23 protein-coding genes are annotated in these 16676 nt (G+C 59.1%); 13 read left to right on the top strand and 10 right to left on the bottom strand.

What is annotated here, in order from left to right; all coding sequences use genetic code 11:
• Nucleotides 1-51 precede the first annotated feature (51 nt).
• From NMB39_RS24305 to NMB39_RS24285, 5 genes are read left to right on the top strand one after another with little or no spacing between them, the layout of a single operon-like run.
• Nucleotides 52-447 carry a FagA protein gene (locus tag NMB39_RS24305; protein WP_494339961.1) on the top strand — a complete coding sequence of 132 codons (396 nt, stop codon included), beginning with the start codon at nucleotides 52-54 and terminating at the stop codon, nucleotides 445-447.
• On the top strand, nucleotides 440-1816 hold the full coding sequence (locus tag NMB39_RS24300; RefSeq protein ID WP_494339962.1) for a class II fumarate hydratase: 1377 nt from the start codon (nucleotides 440-442) through the stop codon (nucleotides 1814-1816). Before NMB39_RS24305 ends, NMB39_RS24300 begins: the two co-directional genes overlap by 8 nt.
• Before the next feature lie 27 nt (nucleotides 1817-1843).
• On the top strand, nucleotides 1844-2272 hold the full coding sequence (locus NMB39_RS24295) for a DUF2753 family protein (protein WP_057012928.1): 429 nt from the start codon (nucleotides 1844-1846) through the stop codon (nucleotides 2270-2272).
• Between the two features lies 1 nt (nucleotide 2273).
• Complete coding sequence (locus NMB39_RS24290; protein WP_057021564.1) at nucleotides 2274-2885, top strand: superoxide dismutase; 612 nt, start codon at nucleotides 2274-2276, stop codon at nucleotides 2883-2885.
• A gap of 31 nt (nucleotides 2886-2916) precedes the next feature.
• Nucleotides 2917-3810: a ZIP family metal transporter gene (locus NMB39_RS24285; protein WP_057021563.1), complete on the top strand. Its 894-nt coding sequence runs from the start codon at nucleotides 2917-2919 to the stop codon at nucleotides 3808-3810.
• A gap of 21 nt (nucleotides 3811-3831) precedes the next feature.
• Here NMB39_RS24285 and NMB39_RS24280 read toward each other — a convergent pair whose 3' ends face one another.
• From NMB39_RS24280 to NMB39_RS24235, 10 genes are all read right to left on the bottom strand, one after another.
• Nucleotides 3832-4104, bottom strand: coding sequence for an HPr family phosphocarrier protein (locus NMB39_RS24280; RefSeq protein ID WP_057021562.1), 273 nt, complete (start codon nucleotides 4102-4104; stop codon nucleotides 3832-3834).
• 16 nt (nucleotides 4105-4120) lie between these two features.
• Nucleotides 4121-4978, bottom strand: a complete 858-nt coding sequence (rapZ, locus tag NMB39_RS24275; RefSeq protein WP_057021561.1) for an RNase adapter RapZ — start codon at nucleotides 4976-4978, stop codon at nucleotides 4121-4123.
• Nucleotides 4979-4980: 2 nt separating this feature from the next.
• Nucleotides 4981-5445, bottom strand: a complete 465-nt coding sequence (gene ptsN / locus NMB39_RS24270; RefSeq protein WP_046070928.1) for a PTS IIA-like nitrogen regulatory protein PtsN — start codon at nucleotides 5443-5445, stop codon at nucleotides 4981-4983.
• A 10-nt stretch (nucleotides 5446-5455) separates the two neighbouring features.
• Nucleotides 5456-5761, bottom strand: coding sequence for a ribosome hibernation-promoting factor, HPF/YfiA family (hpf, locus tag NMB39_RS24265; protein WP_027604812.1), 306 nt, complete (start codon nucleotides 5759-5761; stop codon nucleotides 5456-5458).
• A 74-nt stretch (nucleotides 5762-5835) separates the two neighbouring features.
• Nucleotides 5836-7329 carry an RNA polymerase factor sigma-54 gene (locus NMB39_RS24260; protein ID WP_043050758.1) on the bottom strand — a complete coding sequence of 498 codons (1494 nt, stop codon included), beginning with the start codon at nucleotides 7327-7329 and terminating at the stop codon, nucleotides 5836-5838.
• Nucleotides 7330-7513: 184 nt separating this feature from the next.
• Nucleotides 7514-8239 (bottom strand): LPS export ABC transporter ATP-binding protein, encoded by a 726-nt coding sequence (gene lptB / locus NMB39_RS24255; protein ID WP_005784841.1) that lies wholly within the window; start codon nucleotides 8237-8239, stop codon nucleotides 7514-7516.
• Complete coding sequence (lptA, locus tag NMB39_RS24250) at nucleotides 8239-8772, bottom strand: lipopolysaccharide transport periplasmic protein LptA (RefSeq protein WP_043050759.1); 534 nt, start codon at nucleotides 8770-8772, stop codon at nucleotides 8239-8241. Before lptA ends, lptB begins: the two co-directional genes overlap by 1 nt.
• A complete protein-coding gene (gene lptC / locus NMB39_RS24245; protein ID WP_057021558.1) occupies nucleotides 8759-9331 on the bottom strand; it encodes an LPS export ABC transporter periplasmic protein LptC in 573 nt (190 codons plus the stop codon). The genes lptA and lptC overlap by 14 nt, the downstream gene beginning before the upstream one ends.
• 8 nt (nucleotides 9332-9339) lie before the next feature.
• Entirely contained in the window at nucleotides 9340-9864 is a 525-nt protein-coding gene (locus NMB39_RS24240; RefSeq protein ID WP_057021557.1) for a KdsC family phosphatase, read from the bottom strand.
• A complete protein-coding gene (locus NMB39_RS24235; RefSeq protein ID WP_198719679.1) occupies nucleotides 9865-10839 on the bottom strand; it encodes a KpsF/GutQ family sugar-phosphate isomerase in 975 nt (324 codons plus the stop codon).
• Nucleotides 10840-11148: 309 nt separating this feature from the next.
• Between NMB39_RS24235 and NMB39_RS24230 the strand changes: the two genes are divergently transcribed.
• The 8 genes from NMB39_RS24230 (at nucleotide 11149) to hisG (ending at nucleotide 16673) form a co-directional block, all read left to right on the top strand.
• Nucleotides 11149-11958: an ATP-binding cassette domain-containing protein gene (locus NMB39_RS24230; RefSeq protein ID WP_003216128.1), complete on the top strand. Its 810-nt coding sequence runs from the start codon at nucleotides 11149-11151 to the stop codon at nucleotides 11956-11958.
• Entirely contained in the window at nucleotides 11958-12755 is a 798-nt protein-coding gene (mlaE, locus tag NMB39_RS24225; RefSeq protein WP_057021555.1) for a lipid asymmetry maintenance ABC transporter permease subunit MlaE, read from the top strand. Before NMB39_RS24230 ends, mlaE begins: the two co-directional genes overlap by 1 nt.
• Nucleotides 12755-13222, top strand: coding sequence for an outer membrane lipid asymmetry maintenance protein MlaD (mlaD, locus tag NMB39_RS24220; protein WP_003171814.1), 468 nt, complete (start codon nucleotides 12755-12757; stop codon nucleotides 13220-13222). Before mlaE ends, mlaD begins: the two co-directional genes overlap by 1 nt.
• Nucleotides 13223-13233: 11 nt before the next feature.
• Nucleotides 13234-13881, top strand: a complete 648-nt coding sequence (locus tag NMB39_RS24215) for an MlaC/ttg2D family ABC transporter substrate-binding protein (protein ID WP_057021554.1) — start codon at nucleotides 13234-13236, stop codon at nucleotides 13879-13881.
• Nucleotides 13878-14183, top strand: a complete 306-nt coding sequence (locus tag NMB39_RS24210; protein WP_494339963.1) for an STAS domain-containing protein — start codon at nucleotides 13878-13880, stop codon at nucleotides 14181-14183. The genes NMB39_RS24215 and NMB39_RS24210 overlap by 4 nt, the downstream gene beginning before the upstream one ends.
• A 113-nt stretch (nucleotides 14184-14296) precedes the next feature.
• Nucleotides 14297-14536, top strand: coding sequence for a BolA family protein (locus tag NMB39_RS24205; RefSeq protein WP_057021552.1), 240 nt, complete (start codon nucleotides 14297-14299; stop codon nucleotides 14534-14536).
• Nucleotides 14537-14559: 23 nt separating this feature from the next.
• Nucleotides 14560-15825, top strand: a complete 1266-nt coding sequence (gene murA / locus NMB39_RS24200) for a UDP-N-acetylglucosamine 1-carboxyvinyltransferase (protein ID WP_057021551.1) — start codon at nucleotides 14560-14562, stop codon at nucleotides 15823-15825.
• 212 nt (nucleotides 15826-16037) lie between these two features.
• A complete protein-coding gene (gene hisG / locus NMB39_RS24195; RefSeq protein WP_003188599.1) occupies nucleotides 16038-16673 on the top strand; it encodes an ATP phosphoribosyltransferase in 636 nt (211 codons plus the stop codon).
• Nucleotides 16674-16676: the final 3 nt, after the last annotated feature.

Here is a 16676-nt window from a genome sequence, read left to right as displayed (position 1 = left end):
GATTCTCAATATCATTTAATAATAAATATCATTACCGAGTGAGTGTGGATCATGAGTTCTGTCCTGCATGAGGATCCTTACCTGGAAAGCTGGCGTTGGATGAGCCGCCAGATTCGCTGCGGCCTCGATCCTGATGAACCGCGGCTGATCGAGCATTACCTCAATGAAGGTCGATACCTGGTGTGTTGCACCGCGACCCATCCGTGGACGATCGCCGAAACCTCATTCCGCCTGCTGATCGACACCGCCAGCGATATCGCTCTGCCCTGGCATTGGCGCTCCATGTGCCTGGACCAGGCCTGGCGCCCGCTGCGCGACCTGGAACGACTCTCCCATTGCCCCTGCCGCCTCAAGCGCTGGCAGTCCTTTGCCTGGCAACTGGCGACCTGCCAATTGCTGCCCTCCATTTCTGTGTCTGACCTTGTGCAAGGATCTTCCGATGAGTAATACCCGTATCGAACGCGACAGCATGGGCGAGTTGAAAGTCCCGGCAGAAGCCTTGTATGGCGCCCAGACCCAGCGTGCGGTGAACAATTTTCCCATCAGTCATCAACGCATGCCGGCGCAATTCATTCGCGCCCTGATCCTGGCCAAGACCGCCGCGGCCAAGGTCAACGTTGACCTCAAGCAAATCAGCGAAGGGCAGGGCAAGGCCATTGTCGATGCCGCCCAAGGCTTGCTGGAAGGCGACTACATGCAGCACTTCCCGGTGGATATCTTCCAGACCGGTTCCGGCACCAGCTCCAATATGAACGCCAATGAAGTGATTGCCACCCTTGCCGGCCGTTTGCTCGGCGAGGCGGTCAACCCCAACGACCACGTCAATTGCGGCCAAAGCAGCAACGACATCATCCCCACCACCATTCACGTCAGTGCTGCGTTGGTCCTGCATGAACAAACGCTGCCGGCCCTGCTGCACCTGGTGCAGGTAATCGAGCAAAAGGCCGAAGAGGCTCACCCGTTCATCAAGACCGGCCGTACTCATCTCATGGACGCCATGCCAGTACGCATGAGCCAGGTGCTCAATGGCTGGGCGCAGCAGCTCAGGGCCAATATCGGTCACTTGCAGGACCTGCTTGCGGCCTTGCAAGCGCTGGCCCAGGGCGGCACCGCCGTGGGCACCGGGATCAACGCGCACCCCGAGTTTGCCGGGCGCTTCAGCCAGCAACTGAGCCGCTTGACCGGGGTGAAGTTCACTCCAGGCACGAACCTGTTTGCGCTGATTGGCTCCCAGGACACCGCCGTTGCCGTTTCCGGCCAGTTGAAAGCCACGGCCGTCTCGCTGATGAAGATCGCCAACGACCTGCGCTGGATGAACTCCGGCCCACTCGCCGGCCTCGGTGAAATCGAGCTGGAAGGCTTACAGCCGGGCTCGTCGATCATGCCGGGCAAGGTCAACCCGGTGATCCCGGAAGCCACAGCCATGGTAGCCGCCCAAGTCATCGGCAATGACACGGTGATCACCGTGGCCGGTCAATCGGGCAACTTCGAGCTGAACGTGATGCTGCCGATCATCGCCCAGAACCTGCTCAGCAGCCTTGAATTGATCGCCAATTCCAGCCGTTTGCTGGCGGACAAGGCCATTGCCAGTTTCAAGGTCAACGAGGCCAAGCTCAAGGAGGCGCTGTCGCGCAACCCGATCCTGGTCACCGCACTCAACCCGATCATTGGTTACCAAAAAGCCGCTGAAATCGCCAAGAAGGCTTATCAGCAAGGCCGCCCGGTGATCGATGTCGCCCTCGAGCACACCGACCTGCCACGCAGCCAACTGGAAGTCCTGCTGGACCCGGAGAAGCTCACGGCCGGCGGCGTGTAACCAACGACCCTGCTTTGGAGGCTCACTATGGAGCACTGGAAACGCACGATCGAACGAGCCAATCGCTGTTTTATGGCGGGCGAGCTGGTTGACGCCCGCGAGGCCTATCTGCAAGCCCTGGCCCTGGCTCAAGTGTTGTTCGAACGCTGGGCGGATGCCGACGAAGCAGTGGCGGCTTGCGTCATTTCCCATCACAACCTGGCGGACTTGCACTTGCGCCTGAACCAACCAGAGGAAAGCGCGGAATACCTCTGTGCCATCCACCAGCGCCTGTTGCAGACCATGCAGGACCCACGCCTGAACCCGCAATTACGCGAGGCAGCATTGCGCCAGAGCAGCAAGACCTATGTCGAACTGTTGAACTTCATCAGCGATCACGGCGAGTACCCGCGTACCCATCGCTTGTTGGGCGCTGCTGCGCCGCAATCGACCACGTCTCAATACGGAGCACATTGATATGACCTATACCTTGCCGGCCTTGCCCTACGCCTACGACGCCCTCGAGCCGCATATTGATGCGCAAACCATGGAGATTCATTACACCAAGCACCACCAGACCTATATCAACAACCTCAACGCTGCAGTCGAGGGTACTGAGTTTGCCGGTTGGCCGGTGGAAAAGCTGGTGTCCAGCGTCCAGCAACTGCCGGAAACGCTGCGGGCCGCGGTGATCAATCAAGGTGGCGGGCATGCTAACCATTCATTGTTCTGGGCCGTCATGTCGCCCAGCGGCGGCGGTAAGCCAGAAGGTGCGCTGGGTAATGCCATCGACGAACAACTGGGCGGCTATGATCGTTTCAAGGAAGCCTTCACCAAGGCAGCCTTGACCCGCTTCGGCAGCGGTTGGGCCTGGCTCAGCGTCACCCCGCAAAAAAAACTGGTGGTGGAAAGCAGCGGCAACCAGGACAGCCCACTGATGACTGGCAATACGCCGATCCTGGGCCTCGACGTGTGGGAGCATGCTTACTACCTGCTGTACCAGAACCGTCGCCCGGAATATATCAATGCCTTCTACAGTGTCATCAACTGGCCGGAAGTTGCCGCACGCTACCAGGCCGCCCTGGCCTGAAATTCCTCCATAACAAGATCTAAGGCCGACTATGGGTACTGAAACACTGGCGATCAGTAGCGTGCGAATGTTTCGTTACGCGTTTGGTTCGCTGTTGCTATTGGCCGGTACTGCGTTGCTGGTGGCCCATGGGCTGGCCTGGTTGAACCTGGAGCCCCGCATCCTGCGGGCCTTGCAGGGTGGTGCGATTTGCGCGCTCGGCACGGCGCTGGGCGCGGTACCTGTGCTGGTGATTCGGCGCATGCCGGTAGCGCTGAGCGATACCCTGCTGGGCTTCGGTGCCGGTGTGATGCTGGCGGCGACCGCTTTCTCCCTTGTGGTGCCGGGTATCGCCGCGGCTGAAAGCCTGGGGCTCTCGCCCTGGGGGGCGGGTGGGTTGATCAGCTTCGGCATTATGCTGGGGGCGTTCGGTCTGTACCTGGTCGATCGAAAGGTCTCCGGTGCCAGCCCGGAAATGTTGGTGGGCACACCGGATAAACCGGTGATCCCGCCGCGCATCTGGCTATTTGTGTTTGCCATCATCGCTCACAATATTCCAGAGGGTATGGCTGTGGGTGTCTCGGCGGGTGGTGGCATGCCAGATGCAGACAGCCTGGCCATGGGCATTGCTTTGCAGGATGTACCGGAGGGCCTGGTGATTGCGCTGGTGCTGGCTGGGGCGGGGATGTCGCGGGTCAAAGCGTTTCTGATCGGCGCGGCGTCAGGCTTGGTCGAGCCGGTATTCGCGGTGCTTTGTGCCTGGTTGGTGAGCCTGGCCGAGGTGCTATTGCCCTTGGGCCTGGCGCTGGCCGCCGGTGCGATGCTGTTGGTGGTGACCCACGAAGTGATCCCCGAATCGCGGCGAAATGGTCACGAAAAGCTCGCCAGCCTCGGGCTGTGTATCGGGTTTTGCCTGATGATGGTGATGGATACGGCGTTGGGATGAGGCTCGCTGCTACTTCAGAGGTTATTCGCCTTCGTCGAAGTAGTTATTGATCAACTCAACCAATGCCGCCATCGCTTCGTCTTCTTGCTCGCCTTCGGTCTTCAGGTGAATCTTGGTGCCCTTGCCGGCCGCCAGCATCATCATCGCCATGATGCTCTTGCCATCGACCATGGATTCCGGTGTACGACCAGCGCGGATCTGACAAGGGTACTTCCCGGCCACGCCGACGAATTTGGCCGAGGCCCGGGCGTGCAGGCCCAACTTGTTGATGATCTCAATTTCCCGAGCCGGCATCGCAATGGTGTTCCTTTCAGCTAAGGTCGCGGTGGCGGACCTGGACGTTCTTGAGGGTTTGTTGCAGCACCTGGCCCAGCCGTTCCGTCAGATAGACGGAACGATGGTGGCCGCCAGTGCAGCCAATGGCAATGGTGACATAGGCGCGGTTGCTCGCGGCAAAGCGCGGTAACCATTTGAGCAGGTAGCTGGAGATGTCCTGGAACATCTCTTCTACATCCGGTTGCGCGGCCAGGTAATCGATCACCGGTTGGTCCAATCCGGACTGATCACGCAGTTCTGGCTTCCAATAGGGATTGGGCAGGCAGCGCACATCAAACACCAGGTCGGCATCCACCGGCATGCCACGTTTGAAACCGAATGATTCGACCAGGAACGCAGTTCCGGGCTCTGGCTGGTTCAGCAGGCGCAGCTTGATCGCATCGCGCAGCTGATACAGGTTCAGATTGGTGGTGTTGATCTTAAGATCAGCCAGATCAATGATCGGCCCCAGCAACTTGGTCTCGTCCTGGATGGCTTCGGCCAGGGAGCGGTTGGCGCTGCTGAGCGGGTGGCGGCGACGAGTTTCTGAGAAACGTTTGAGCAGCGTTTCTTCGTCGGCATCCAAGTACAGCACATCGCAATGAATATGCTTGGCGCGCACTTCTTCCAGCAGTTCCGGAAACCGCGAGAGGTGGCTGGGCAGGTTGCGGGCATCGATAGACACAGCGACCAGGGGTTGCGCCAATTCAGTATGGATCAGTGCGCGTTCCGCCAGCTCCGGCAGCAGGCCGGCGGGCAAATTGTCGATGCAATAGAAACCGTTGTCCTCAAGGACGTTGAGGGCGGTGCTTTTACCTGAGCCGGAACGGCCGCTGACGATGATCAAACGCATGATTACTGCCCGTTTTGTTCATCCAGGACGACCTGATACAGGGCCTCATTGGTCTTGGCACTGCGCAGTTTTTCGCGTACTTCCTTGCGATCAAGCATGCTGGCGATCTGCCTTAGCAGTTCCAGATGCGCATCGGTGGCGGCTTGCGGGACCAGTAATACGAACAGCAGGTCGACCGGGGCACCGTCGATGGCGTCGAAATCGATTGCAGCTTCCAAGTGCAGCAGGGCGCTCACGGGCGTATCACAGCCTTTGAGGCGGCAGTGAGGGATGGCGATGCCGTTGCCAAAACCGGTGGAGCCGAGTTTTTCACGGGCAATCAACGCCTCGAAGACATCTTGCATCTCCAGACCCGGCACTTCGCGGTGGATCAGGTTGGCAATTTGTTCGAGGGCTTTTTTCTTGCTGCCGCCCGGCGCGTTCACGAGGGAACGGCCGGGGGTCAGGATGGTTTCAAGTCGGATCATGGGGGGAGAGTTAACGACCTGTGCCTTGGAGCAGGCTCAGATTCTTTTCCTTATGCTTTTTGAGTTGGCGGTCGAGCTTGTCGGTGAGCAAGTCAATCGATGCATACATGTCTTCATGCTCGGCATTGGCAACCACTTCACCACCAGGTATCTGGAGGGTCGCTTCGATCTTCTGCTGAAGCTTGTCAACCTTCATGATGACCTGCACGTTGGTGATCTTGTCGAAATGTCCTTCAAGCTTCCTCAGCTTCTGCTCGACATAGTCGCGCAGTGGAGGGGTGACTTCTACATGGTGTCCACTGATGTTGACTTGCATACAGCTTCTCCTTCGTTGCCAGTGCATAAAGCGGCAGGCAAGACGCCTGCCACTGGAACGCTATGGCCCGCCCGTCACATCAAACGCTTACGCTCGCTGGAAGGCGCGATCCCGAGGGACTCGCGGTACTTGGCGACGGTTCGACGGGCGACCTGAATGCCTTGTGCCTCCAGTAAACCAGCGATCTTGCTGTCACTCAACGGCTTTTTCTGATTTTCCGCGGCAACCAGTTTCTTGATGATCGCGCGGATCGCTGTGGACGAGCATTCACCGCCTTCGGAGGTACTGACGTGGCTGGAGAAAAAGTATTTCAGCTCATAAATACCCCGTGGGGTATGCATGAATTTCTGCGTGGTCACCCGGGAAATCGTCGATTCATGCATGCCGACCGCTTCGGCGATATCGTGCAGGACCAAAGGCTTCATGGCTTCGTCGCCGTATTCCAGGAAACCGCGCTGGTGCTCGACGATCTGGGTCGCCACCTTCATCAGGGTTTCGTTACGGCTTTGCAGACTCTTGATGAACCAGCGCGCTTCCTGCAACTGGTTGCGCATGAAGGTGTTGTCGGCGCTGGTATCGGCGCGGCGCACAAAACCGGCATATTGCGGGTTGACCCGCAGGCGGGGCACCGACTCCTGGTTCAGCTCCACCAGCCAACGCTCGTTGTCCTTGCGCACGATCACGTCGGGGACGACGTATTCGGCTTCGCTGGACTCGATTTGCGAGCCCGGGCGCGGGTTGAGGCTCTGCACCAGCTCGATGACCTGGCGCAATTCATCTTCCTTGAGCTTCATGCGGCGCATCAGCTGGCTGTAGTCGCGGCTGCCCAGCAGGTCGATATAGTCCGACACCAGGCGCTTGGCTTCGGCCAGCCAAGGCGTCTTGGCCGGCAACTGGCGCAATTGCAGCAGCAGGCACTCGCTGAGGGTGCGGGCGCCAATGCCGGCGGGCTCGAATTGCTGGATGCGATGCAGGACGGCTTCGATTTCGTCCAGTTCGATGTCCAGCTCCGGGTCAAAGGCTTCAAGAATCTCGTCGAGGGTCTCGTCCAGGTAGCCCTGGTTGTTGATGCAGTCGATCAGGGTGACCGCGATCAGGCGATCGGTGTCGGACATCGGTGCCAGGTTCAGTTGCCACAACAAATGACTCTGCAGGCTCTCGCCGACAGAGGTACGGGTGGTGAAGTCCCACTCGTCATCGTCATTGCTCGGCAGGCTGCTGGCGCTGGTCTGGTACACGTCTTCCCACGCGGTATCCACGGGAAGCTCGTTGGGAATGCGTTCGTTCCATTCGCCGTCCTCGAGGTTATCCACCGTCGGGGCGGTTTCCTGGTAGGAGGGTTCCTGCACGTCGGGGTTGGGTTTTTGCTCGATGTTATCGGCCAGCGGGTCGGCATTGTCGAAGTCGTCGCCTTCTTCCTGGCGTTCGAGCATCGGATTGGACTCCAGGGCCTCCTGGATTTCCTGTTGCAGGTCCAGGGTCGACAATTGGAGCAGGCGGATGGCCTGTTGCAGCTGCGGTGTCATCGTCAGCTGCTGGCCCATTCTCAGGACTAGCGATGGTTTCATGGCAGGGGCTTAACACCTTATTCGCCGGCGCAATGCGCCATCCACGACAGGGCGCGTGAGCGCCAAACATAAGCAAATTATATGCCTGATCTCGGGGGCTTTGCCTAGAGCGCGGTAACAATAAAAAAGCTAAGGTTTCTATTGACTCCTGCGCGCTCCAGGAAAAGCCGCGATACCACCGTGCCTACAGGCGGAACTCGTGACCCAGGTACACTTCCTTGACCAGCTCGTTGGCCAGGATAGTCTCGGCATCGCCTTCGGCAATCAGTTGGCCGTCGTTGACGATATAAGCCGTTTCGCAGATATCGAGTGTCTCGCGCACGTTATGGTCGGTGATCAGCACGCCAATGCCCTTGGCCTTGAGGTGGTGAATGATTTGCTTGATATCGCCCACCGAGATCGGGTCGACACCGGCAAACGGTTCATCCAGCAGGATGAACTTGGGCGCGGTTGCCAGGGCGCGGGCGATTTCCACACGACGACGCTCGCCACCGGACAGGCTCATGCCGAGGTTGTCGCGAATGTGGTTGATGTGGAATTCCTGCAGCAGGCTTTCCAGCTCTTTGCGGCGACCATCGCGATCGAGCTCCTTGCGGGTCTCCAGGATCGCCATGATGTTGTCGGCCACCGACAGTTTGCGGAAGATCGACGCTTCTTGCGGAAGATAGCCGATACCGGCGCGGGCACGTCCGTGCATTGGCTGGTGGCTGACGTCCAGGTCGTCGATCAATACGCGGCCCTGGTCCGCCTGGACCAGCCCGACGATCATATAGAAGCAGGTGGTCTTGCCGGCACCGTTGGGGCCGAGCAGGCCGACGATCTGGCCGCTGTCGATCGACAGGCTGACGTCGCGTACCACCTGGCGGCTTTTATAGGCCTTGGCCAGGTGCTGGGCTTTCAGGGTCGCCATTACTCGGCCTTCTTCTTCGGCTGGATAACCATGTCGATACGCGGACGAGGTGCGGTGACCTTGTTGCCATTGGCGCGGCCGGCCTGGGCGACCTGGGTCTGGGTGTTGTAGACGATCTTCTCGCCTTCGGTCGAGTTACCGTCGGCGCTCAGCACCTTGGCCTGGTCGATCAGTACAATGCGATTTTGCTGGGCATGGTATTGAATGGTCTTGCCGTAGCCCTTCATCGGGCCTGGATCTTCTGCCTTCTGCTTCTGTTCGAAGTAAGCGAGGTTGCCCACTGAGGTCACGACATCGATATCGCCGGCCTGGGTACGCGTCAGTGTCACCGTATTACCGGTGATCTTCATCGAGCCCTGGGTGATGATCACGCCGCCGGTATAGGTGGCGACACCTTGCTTGTCATCCAGCTGCGCATCGTCAGCCGAGATGTGGATCGGTTGCTGGCTATCGTTCGGCAGAGCCCAGGCGCTCACGCTTCCCAGTGCTGCGCCCAGACCGAGCAAAATAGGGAGGGTTTTAACGAGCCTCATACTGTCCTCTTACGTTCGATAGCAGGTGTATCCTGCTTTCTTTCAAATACGCTTTCATTCCCTTGCCAGTCGATACACCGCCAGCGCCGTCGATTCTAACGTCTTGCTCGGTCTGCGCATATTGCTTCTGTGGGAATACCGTCATGCGACTGCTGGTAATGATGGTGTCGCGGTTCTGTGCGTCTGTACGTGCGACGCGTACCGAGTCGATCAGTTCAACTTCGGTGCCGCCGGAATTGACCTCGCCACGCTTGCTGGTGACGTGCCACGGGAAGTCGGTTCCGCGATAAAGGTTCAAGTCCGGATTGGTCAGCAGGCTGATGTCGGAGGCCTTGAGGTGTTCCACTTTATCGGCCGTCAACTCGTATTGAACCTTGCCGTCCGGCATGAATTGTATGCTGTAGGCATTTATCGAGAAATTGTCGATGAGCCCCTCGTCAACCTGCGCAACAGGCTTGTCGAGAAAGCGCCCCGGGCTGATATTCCAGTAGCCCACCGCCAGGAGCAGCGCGGCGATGACCCCGAATAACAGGAAGTTGCGGATCTTTTTACTCAGCATATAACGCTCTATAGGTAGGCGGCGTGGGCCGCTTCAAGACTGCCCTGGGCACGCAGGATCAACTCGCAGAACTCCCGGGCAGCACCTTCGCCGCCACGGGCGGTGGTGGTGCCGTGGGCATGTTCGCGCACAAACGCCGCGGCATTCGCAACGGCCATGCCCAGGCCCACCCGGCGAATCACCGGCAGGTCAGGCAAGTCGTCACCCAAATAGGCGACCTGTTCATAGCTTAGGTTGAGTTGGCCAAGAAGCTCGTCCAGCACTACCAGTTTATCCTCACGGCCCTGATACAGGTGAGCAATCCCCAGGTTTTGTGCGCGGCGTTCCACAACCGGTGTCTTTCGACCGCTGATAATCGCCGTTTGCACACCGGTCGCCATCAGCATCTTGATGCCCTGGCCATCGAGGGTGTTGAACGTCTTGAATTCGCTGCCATCTTCGAGGAAGTACAGGCGGCCATCGGTCAGCACGCCGTCAACGTCGAAAATCGCCAGCTTGATGTTTTTACCGCGTTGCAACAGGTCGCCGTTCATCTACATCACTCCTGCGCGCAGCAAGTCGCCAAGGTTAAGGGCCCCGATAGGGCGATCATCATTGTCGACGACGATGAGCGCGCCGATCCGGTGGTCTTCCATGATTTTCAAAGCTTCAGCCGCGAGCATTTCAGCGCGGGCGGTCTTGCCGTGAGGCGTCATTACCGCATCGATGGTCGCGGTGTGGATATCAATGGTGCGGTCCAGGGTACGACGCAGGTCGCCGTCGGTGAATACCCCGGCCAGGCGACCATCGGGTTCGACGATCGCCGTCATGCCCAGGCCTTTGCGGGTCATTTCCATCAGCGCATCCCTGAGCAGGGTGCCGCGTGGGACGCTTGGCAGTTCGGCGCCGGAATGCATGACATTTTCCACTTTAAGCAACAGGCGACGGCCGAGCGCGCCGCCTGGGTGGGAAAATGCGAAGTCTTCGGCGGTAAAACCGCGGGCCTCCAGGAGCGCCACGGCCAATGCATCGCCCATGACCAGCGCAGCAGTGGTGGAGGAGGTGGGCGCCAGGTTCAGCGGGCAGGCCTCGTGGGTCACGTGCACGTTCAGGTTGACATCGGCAGCCTTGGCCAGCGTCGATTCCGGGTTGCCGGTGAGGCTGATCATCTGGATGCCCAGGCGCTTGATCAGGGGCAACAGGGTCACGATTTCGTTGGTGGTGCCGGAATTGGACAGCGCCAGGATCACGTCATCCTTGGTGATCATGCCCATATCGCCGTGGCTGGCCTCGGCCGGGTGCACGAAAAACGCGGTGGTCCCGGTACTCGCCAGCGTCGCGGCGATCTTGTTGCCAATGTGGCCGGATTTGCCCATGCCGACCACGACAACACGGCCCTTGCTGGCCAGGATCAGCTCGCAGGCGCGCACGAAATCCGCGTCGATATGGGCCAGCAAGCCTTCTACGGCTTCAAGCTCGAGGCGGATGGTGCGTTGTGCGGATTGGATAAGCTCGCTGGATTGGCTCATGTCTGAATCGTATAGCCTGACGAAAAGTCGGCGATTATAGCCGTAATGATCAATACGCTCACGTAAGTTCGTCAGGGTTTGTGCGCGAGGTACATGAAAATCACCGTCCATAACATAGCAGGCAACGTTTTTCCCCTGTCTCAAATCTGAACGAGCGCTGTTCCGGCCTTGGGGGCTCTGCACCAGCAGTGATATAGTTCGCCGCCAGTTCGGTCCACCCAACCCATGTGCCTAACTATTGCGCATCCTTTGCAAACCAAAGTCGCACACATGGTGTCTGAGTGAAAGGCTGCATCCCAAGGAGATTAGATGAGTGCCGATAACGCCTACGCGGTCGAGCTGAAGGGTCTTTCCTTCAAGCGCGGGACGCGCAGCATCTTCAATAACGTCGATATTCGCATTCCTCGCGGCAAGGTCACGGGCATCATGGGGCCTTCCGGTTGCGGCAAGACCACCCTGTTGCGCCTGATGGGCATGCAATTGCGGCCTAGTGCGGGCGAAGTGTGGGTCAACGGTCAGAATCTGCCGACCCTGTCGCGCAGCGATCTGTTCGATGCTCGCAAGCATATGGGCGTGCTGTTCCAAAGCGGCGCGCTGTTCACCGACCTCGATGTTTTCGAAAACGTAGCCTTCCCGCTGCGGGTGCACACCCAGCTGTCCGATGAAATGATTCGTGACATCGTGTTGCTGAAACTGCAGGCCGTGGGCCTTCGCGGTGCCATCGACCTGATGCCGGACGAACTGTCCGGCGGCATGAAGCGCCGTGTCGCGCTGGCGCGAGCCATCGCCCTCGACCCGCAGATCCTCATGTACGACGAGCCGTTCGTTGGCCAGGACCCGATCGCCATGGGCGTGCTGGTGCGCCTGATCCGTCTGCTCAACGACGCACTGGGGATCACCAGTATCGTGGTGTCCCACGATTTGGCCGAAACCGCGAGCATCGCCGACTACCTGTATGTAGTGGGCGATGGCCAGGTGCTGGGGCAGGGTACGCCTGAAGAGTTGATGAACGCCGATAACCCGCGCATTCGCCAATTCATGACAGGCGATCCCGATGGCCCGGTGCCTTTTCACTTTCCGGCAGCGGACTACCGCTCAGATCTTCTGGGGAAGCGCTGATGCGCAAGACATCTCTTATCGAGAAGGTTCGCCTTTTCGGTCGCTCGGGCATCGACATCGTCGAAGTCCTTGGGCGTTCGACCATTTTCCTGTTCCACGCCCTGCTGGGCCGCGGTGGCATCGGCGGCGGCTTTGGCCTGCTGCTCAAGCAGTTGCATGCAGTCGGGGTGATGTCCCTGGTGATCATCGTAGTCTCCGGGATGTTCATCGGCATGGTGCTGGCGCTGCAAGGCTTCAACATCCTGTCCAGCTACGGTTCGGAGCAGGCGGTAGGCCAGATGGTGGCCCTGACCCTGCTGCGTGAGCTGGGTCCGGTGGTGACCGCTTTGTTGTTCGCGGGGCGTGCAGGTTCGGCGTTGACTGCCGAAATCGGCAATATGAAGTCCACCGAGCAGCTGTCCAGCCTGGAAATGATCGGCGTGGACCCGCTCAAGTACATTGTTGCCCCGCGCCTGTGGGCCGGTTTCATTTCCCTGCCATTGCTGGCGATGATTTTCAGCGTGGTGGGTATCTGGGGCGGTTCGTGGGTGGCGGTTGACTGGTTGGGCGTCTATGACGGTTCCTACTGGGCCAACATGCAAAACAGCGTGACCTTCACCGGTGACGTGCTCAACGGCATCATAAAGAGCATTGTCTTTGCCTTTGTGGTCACCTGGATTGCCGTATTCCAAGGCTATGACTGCGAGCCCACCTCAGAAGGGATCAGTCGCGCCACCACCAAGACCGTTGTGTACGCCTCGCTGGCGGTACTGGGCCTTGACTTCATTTTGACCGCCTTGATGTTTGGAGATTTCTGATGCAAAACCGCACTGTGGAAATCGGTGTCGGCCTTTTCTTGCTGGCTGGCATCCTGGCTTTACTGTTGTTGGCCCTGCGAGTCAGCGGCCTGTCGGCCAGCCCCACCGCCGATACTTATAAACTTTACGCGTACTTCGACAATATCGCCGGTTTGACGGTCAGAGCTAAAGTGACCATGGCCGGCGTTACCATCGGCAAGGTCACGGCAATCGATCTGGACCGCGACAGCTTCACCGGGCGAGTGACCATGCAGTTGGACAAGAAGGTAGATAACCTGCCGACTGACTCCACGGCATCTATCCTCACCGCGGGTCTGCTGGGCGAGAAGTACATCGGTGTCAGCGTGGGCGGGGAAACAGCCCTGCTCAAGGATGGTTCGACCATCCACGACACGCAGTCGTCGCTGGTGCTTGAAGACCTGATCGGTAAATTCCTGCTCAATACGGTCAATAAAGACGCCAAATGAGGAATCTATTCATGATCTCTACCTTGCGACGTGGCCTGCTGGTACTGCTTGCAGCGTTGCCGCTGATGGCCAACGCGGCAGGTTCTGCGCACGATTTGGTGCAGGACACGACCAGCAGGATGCTGGCCGACCTGAAGGCCAACAAAGAGCAGTACAAGCAAGACCCTTCCCGGTTTTACGAAGCACTCAACACGATTGTTGGCCCGGTGGTCGATGCCGAAGGCATTTCCAAAAGCATCATGACGGTCAAGTATTCGCGCAAGGCAACCCCGGCGCAAATGCAGACGTTCCAGGAAAATTTCAAGCGTGGCCTGTTCCAGTTCTACGGCAACGCTCTGCTGGAATATAACAACCAGGGCATCGTCGTTGACCCTGCCAAGGAAGAGTCGGGCGACCGTGCCGAGGTCGGCATGAAAGTCTCGGGCAGCAATGGCGCGATCTATCCGGTGTCCTACACCCTCACGAAAATCAACGGTGAGTGGAAGCTGCGTAACGTAGTCATCAACGGCATCAACATCGGCAAGCTGTTCCGTGATCAGTTCGCCGATGCGATGCAGCGCAATGGCAATGACCTGGACAAGACCATCAACGGTTGGGCCGGTGAAGTTGCCAAGGCCAAGGAAGAAACCGACAAAGCTGCCGGGAAGCCTGCGCAATGACCGAGTCGGCTGTTCGTATCGGCGACGCCGGCGAGCTGTTCCTCAGCGGCGTGCTGGATTACCGTACCGGGCCTGACCTGCGCAAGCAGGGCCAGGCGCTGATCAAGGCCAGCAAGGCGCCCGAAGTGGTGCTCGATTGCTCGGCGGTGACCAAATCCAGCAGTGTCGGCCTGTCGTTGTTGCTGTGCTTCATGCGCGATGCCGAGGCGGCCAGAAAGCCGGTCAGCATCCGCGAATTGCCCGAAGACATGCGTGAGATTGCTCAGGTTTCTGGTCTGACCGAGCTGCTGGCGCATCCTTAAGACACACTTTCAGAAAGCCCCCCGTCAGAGTCCTGCTATGCGGGGTTCGCAGGCGCGGGGCTTTTTTGTATGATGTGCGACCCGTGCGCACTGGGCGCCGATAGAGGTTGAGCATGCAGGCCAACGAAGTTAAAAGCTTCCTTGAAGGAAAGCTGCCCGAAACGAGCGTTGAAGTTGAAGGCGAAGGCTGCAACTTCCAGCTGAATGTGATTAGCGATGAACTGGCGGCGTTGAGCCCGGTCAAGCGTCAACAGCAGATCTATGCCCATTTGAACCCGTGGATCACCGATGGCAGCATCCACGCGGTCACTATGAAATTTTTCAGCCGCGCGGCCTGGGCCGAGCGCACCTGAGCCCCCAAGGCGTCGAGATTCTTATGGATAAATTGATTATTACCGGCGGTGCCCGCCTCGATGGCGAGATCCGCATTTCCGGTGCGAAAAACTCCGCCTTGCCGATCCTGGCAGCAACCCTGCTGTGCGACGGCCCGGTGACGGTGGCCAACCTGCCGCACCTGCACGACATCACCACCATGATCGAGCTGTTCGGGCGCATGGGCATTGAGCCTGTGATCGACGAGAAACTGTCAGTCGAAATCGACCCGCGCACCATCAAGACCCTGATCGCTCCGTACGAGTTGGTGAAAACCATGCGTGCGTCGATCCTGGTACTCGGCCCGATGGTTGCCCGTTTCGGTGAAGCCGAAGTGGCCCTGCCTGGCGGTTGTGCCATTGGTTCGCGTCCGGTCGACCTGCACATCCGTGGCCTGGAAGCCATGGGCGCGACCATCGACGTCGAAGGCGGCTATATCAAGGCCAAGGCGCCGGAAGGCGGCCTGCGTGGTGCGAACTTCTTCTTTGATACCGTCAGCGTAACCGGTACCGAGAACATCATGATGGCCGCTGCCCTGGCCAAAGGCCGCAGCGTGCTGCAAAACGCCGCACGTGAGCCGGAAGTGGTCGACCTGGCCAACTTCCTCAACGCCATGGGTGCGAAGGTTTCCGGTGCTGGCACCGACACCATCACCATTGATGGTGTAGAACGTCTGCACACCGCCACCTATAAGGTCATGCCGGACCGTATCGAGACCGGCACCTACCTGGTTGCCGCTGCCGTGACCGGTGGTCGTGTAAAGGTCAAGGATACCGACCCGACCATCCTTGAAGCCGTCCTGGAAAAACTCAAGGAAGCCGGCGCAGAAATCACTACCGGCGAAGACTGGATCGAGCTGAACATGCACGGCAAGCGGCCAAAGGCCGTCAACGTGCGTACCGCTCCATACCCGGCCTTCCCGACCGACATGCAGGCGCAGTTCATCTCCCTGAACGCGATTGCCGAAGGCACCGGTGCCGTGATCGAGACCATCTTCGAAAACCGCTTCATGCATGTGTATGAATTGCACCGCATGGGCGCCAAGATCCAGGTCGAAGGCAATACCGCCATCGTCACCGGCATCGACAAGCTCAAGGGCGCGCCAGTGATGGCAACCGACTTGCGTGCCTCGGCCAGCCTGGTGATCTCGGCACTGTGCGCCGAAGGCGACACCCTGATCGACCGTATCTACCACATAGACCGTGGTTACGAGTGCATCGAGGAAAAACTGCAGATGCTCGGCGCAAAAATCCGCCGCGTACCGGGCTAACCCCCGCTGCACTGTAGGAGCGAGCTTGCTCGCGAAAAACTCATGTACAGCGCGTTGACTCTGAGTAAACGCGTTATCGTTGACGTTCTTCGCGAGCAAGCTCGCTCCTGCATACACTGGTTTGTTTCAAATCGAGGCTGTAATGGCCTCGATCTGTGTCCGGCGCCATTTGCGACCGGGCCGCAATAGCCTGATAAAGGACTGACGTTCCCATGTTGACCATCGCACTGTCCAAGGGCCGCATCCTTGACGACACGTTGCCGCTTCTGGCTGAAGCTGGCATCGTGCCGACCGAGAATCCGGACAAGAGCCGCAAGCTGATCATCCCCACGACCCAGGACGACGTGCGCCTGCTGATCGTGCGGGCTACCGACGTGCCGACCTACGTTGAACATGGCGCCGCCGACCTGGGGGTGGCCGGCAAGGACGTACTGATGGAATACGGCGGCCAGGGCCTCTACGAGCCATTGGACCTGCGTATCGCCCTGTGCAAGCTGATGACCGCCGGCCGTGTCGGCGATGTCGAGCCCAAGGGCCGCCTGCGAGTGGCAACCAAGTTCGTCAACGTCGCCAAGCGCTACTACGCCGAACAAGGCCGCCAGGTCGATATCATCAAGCTCTACGGCTCGATGGAGCTGGCGCCGCTGATCGGCCTGGCCGACAAGATCATCGACGTGGTCGACACCGGTAACACCCTGCGTGCCAACGGTTTGGAACCGCAGGATTTCATTGCCGACATCAGCTCCCGCCTGATCGTCAACAAAGCGTCGATGAAGATGCAACACGCCCGCATCCAGGCGTTGATCGACACCCTGCGCAAGGCAGTGGAGTCTCGACACCGCGGTTGACTC

The sequence above is a fragment of the Pseudomonas sp. FBCC-B545 genome (assembly GCF_059134095.1).
The sequence above is the reverse complement of the archived record's forward strand: the minus strand, read 5'-3'. Positions and strand labels throughout refer to the sequence as shown.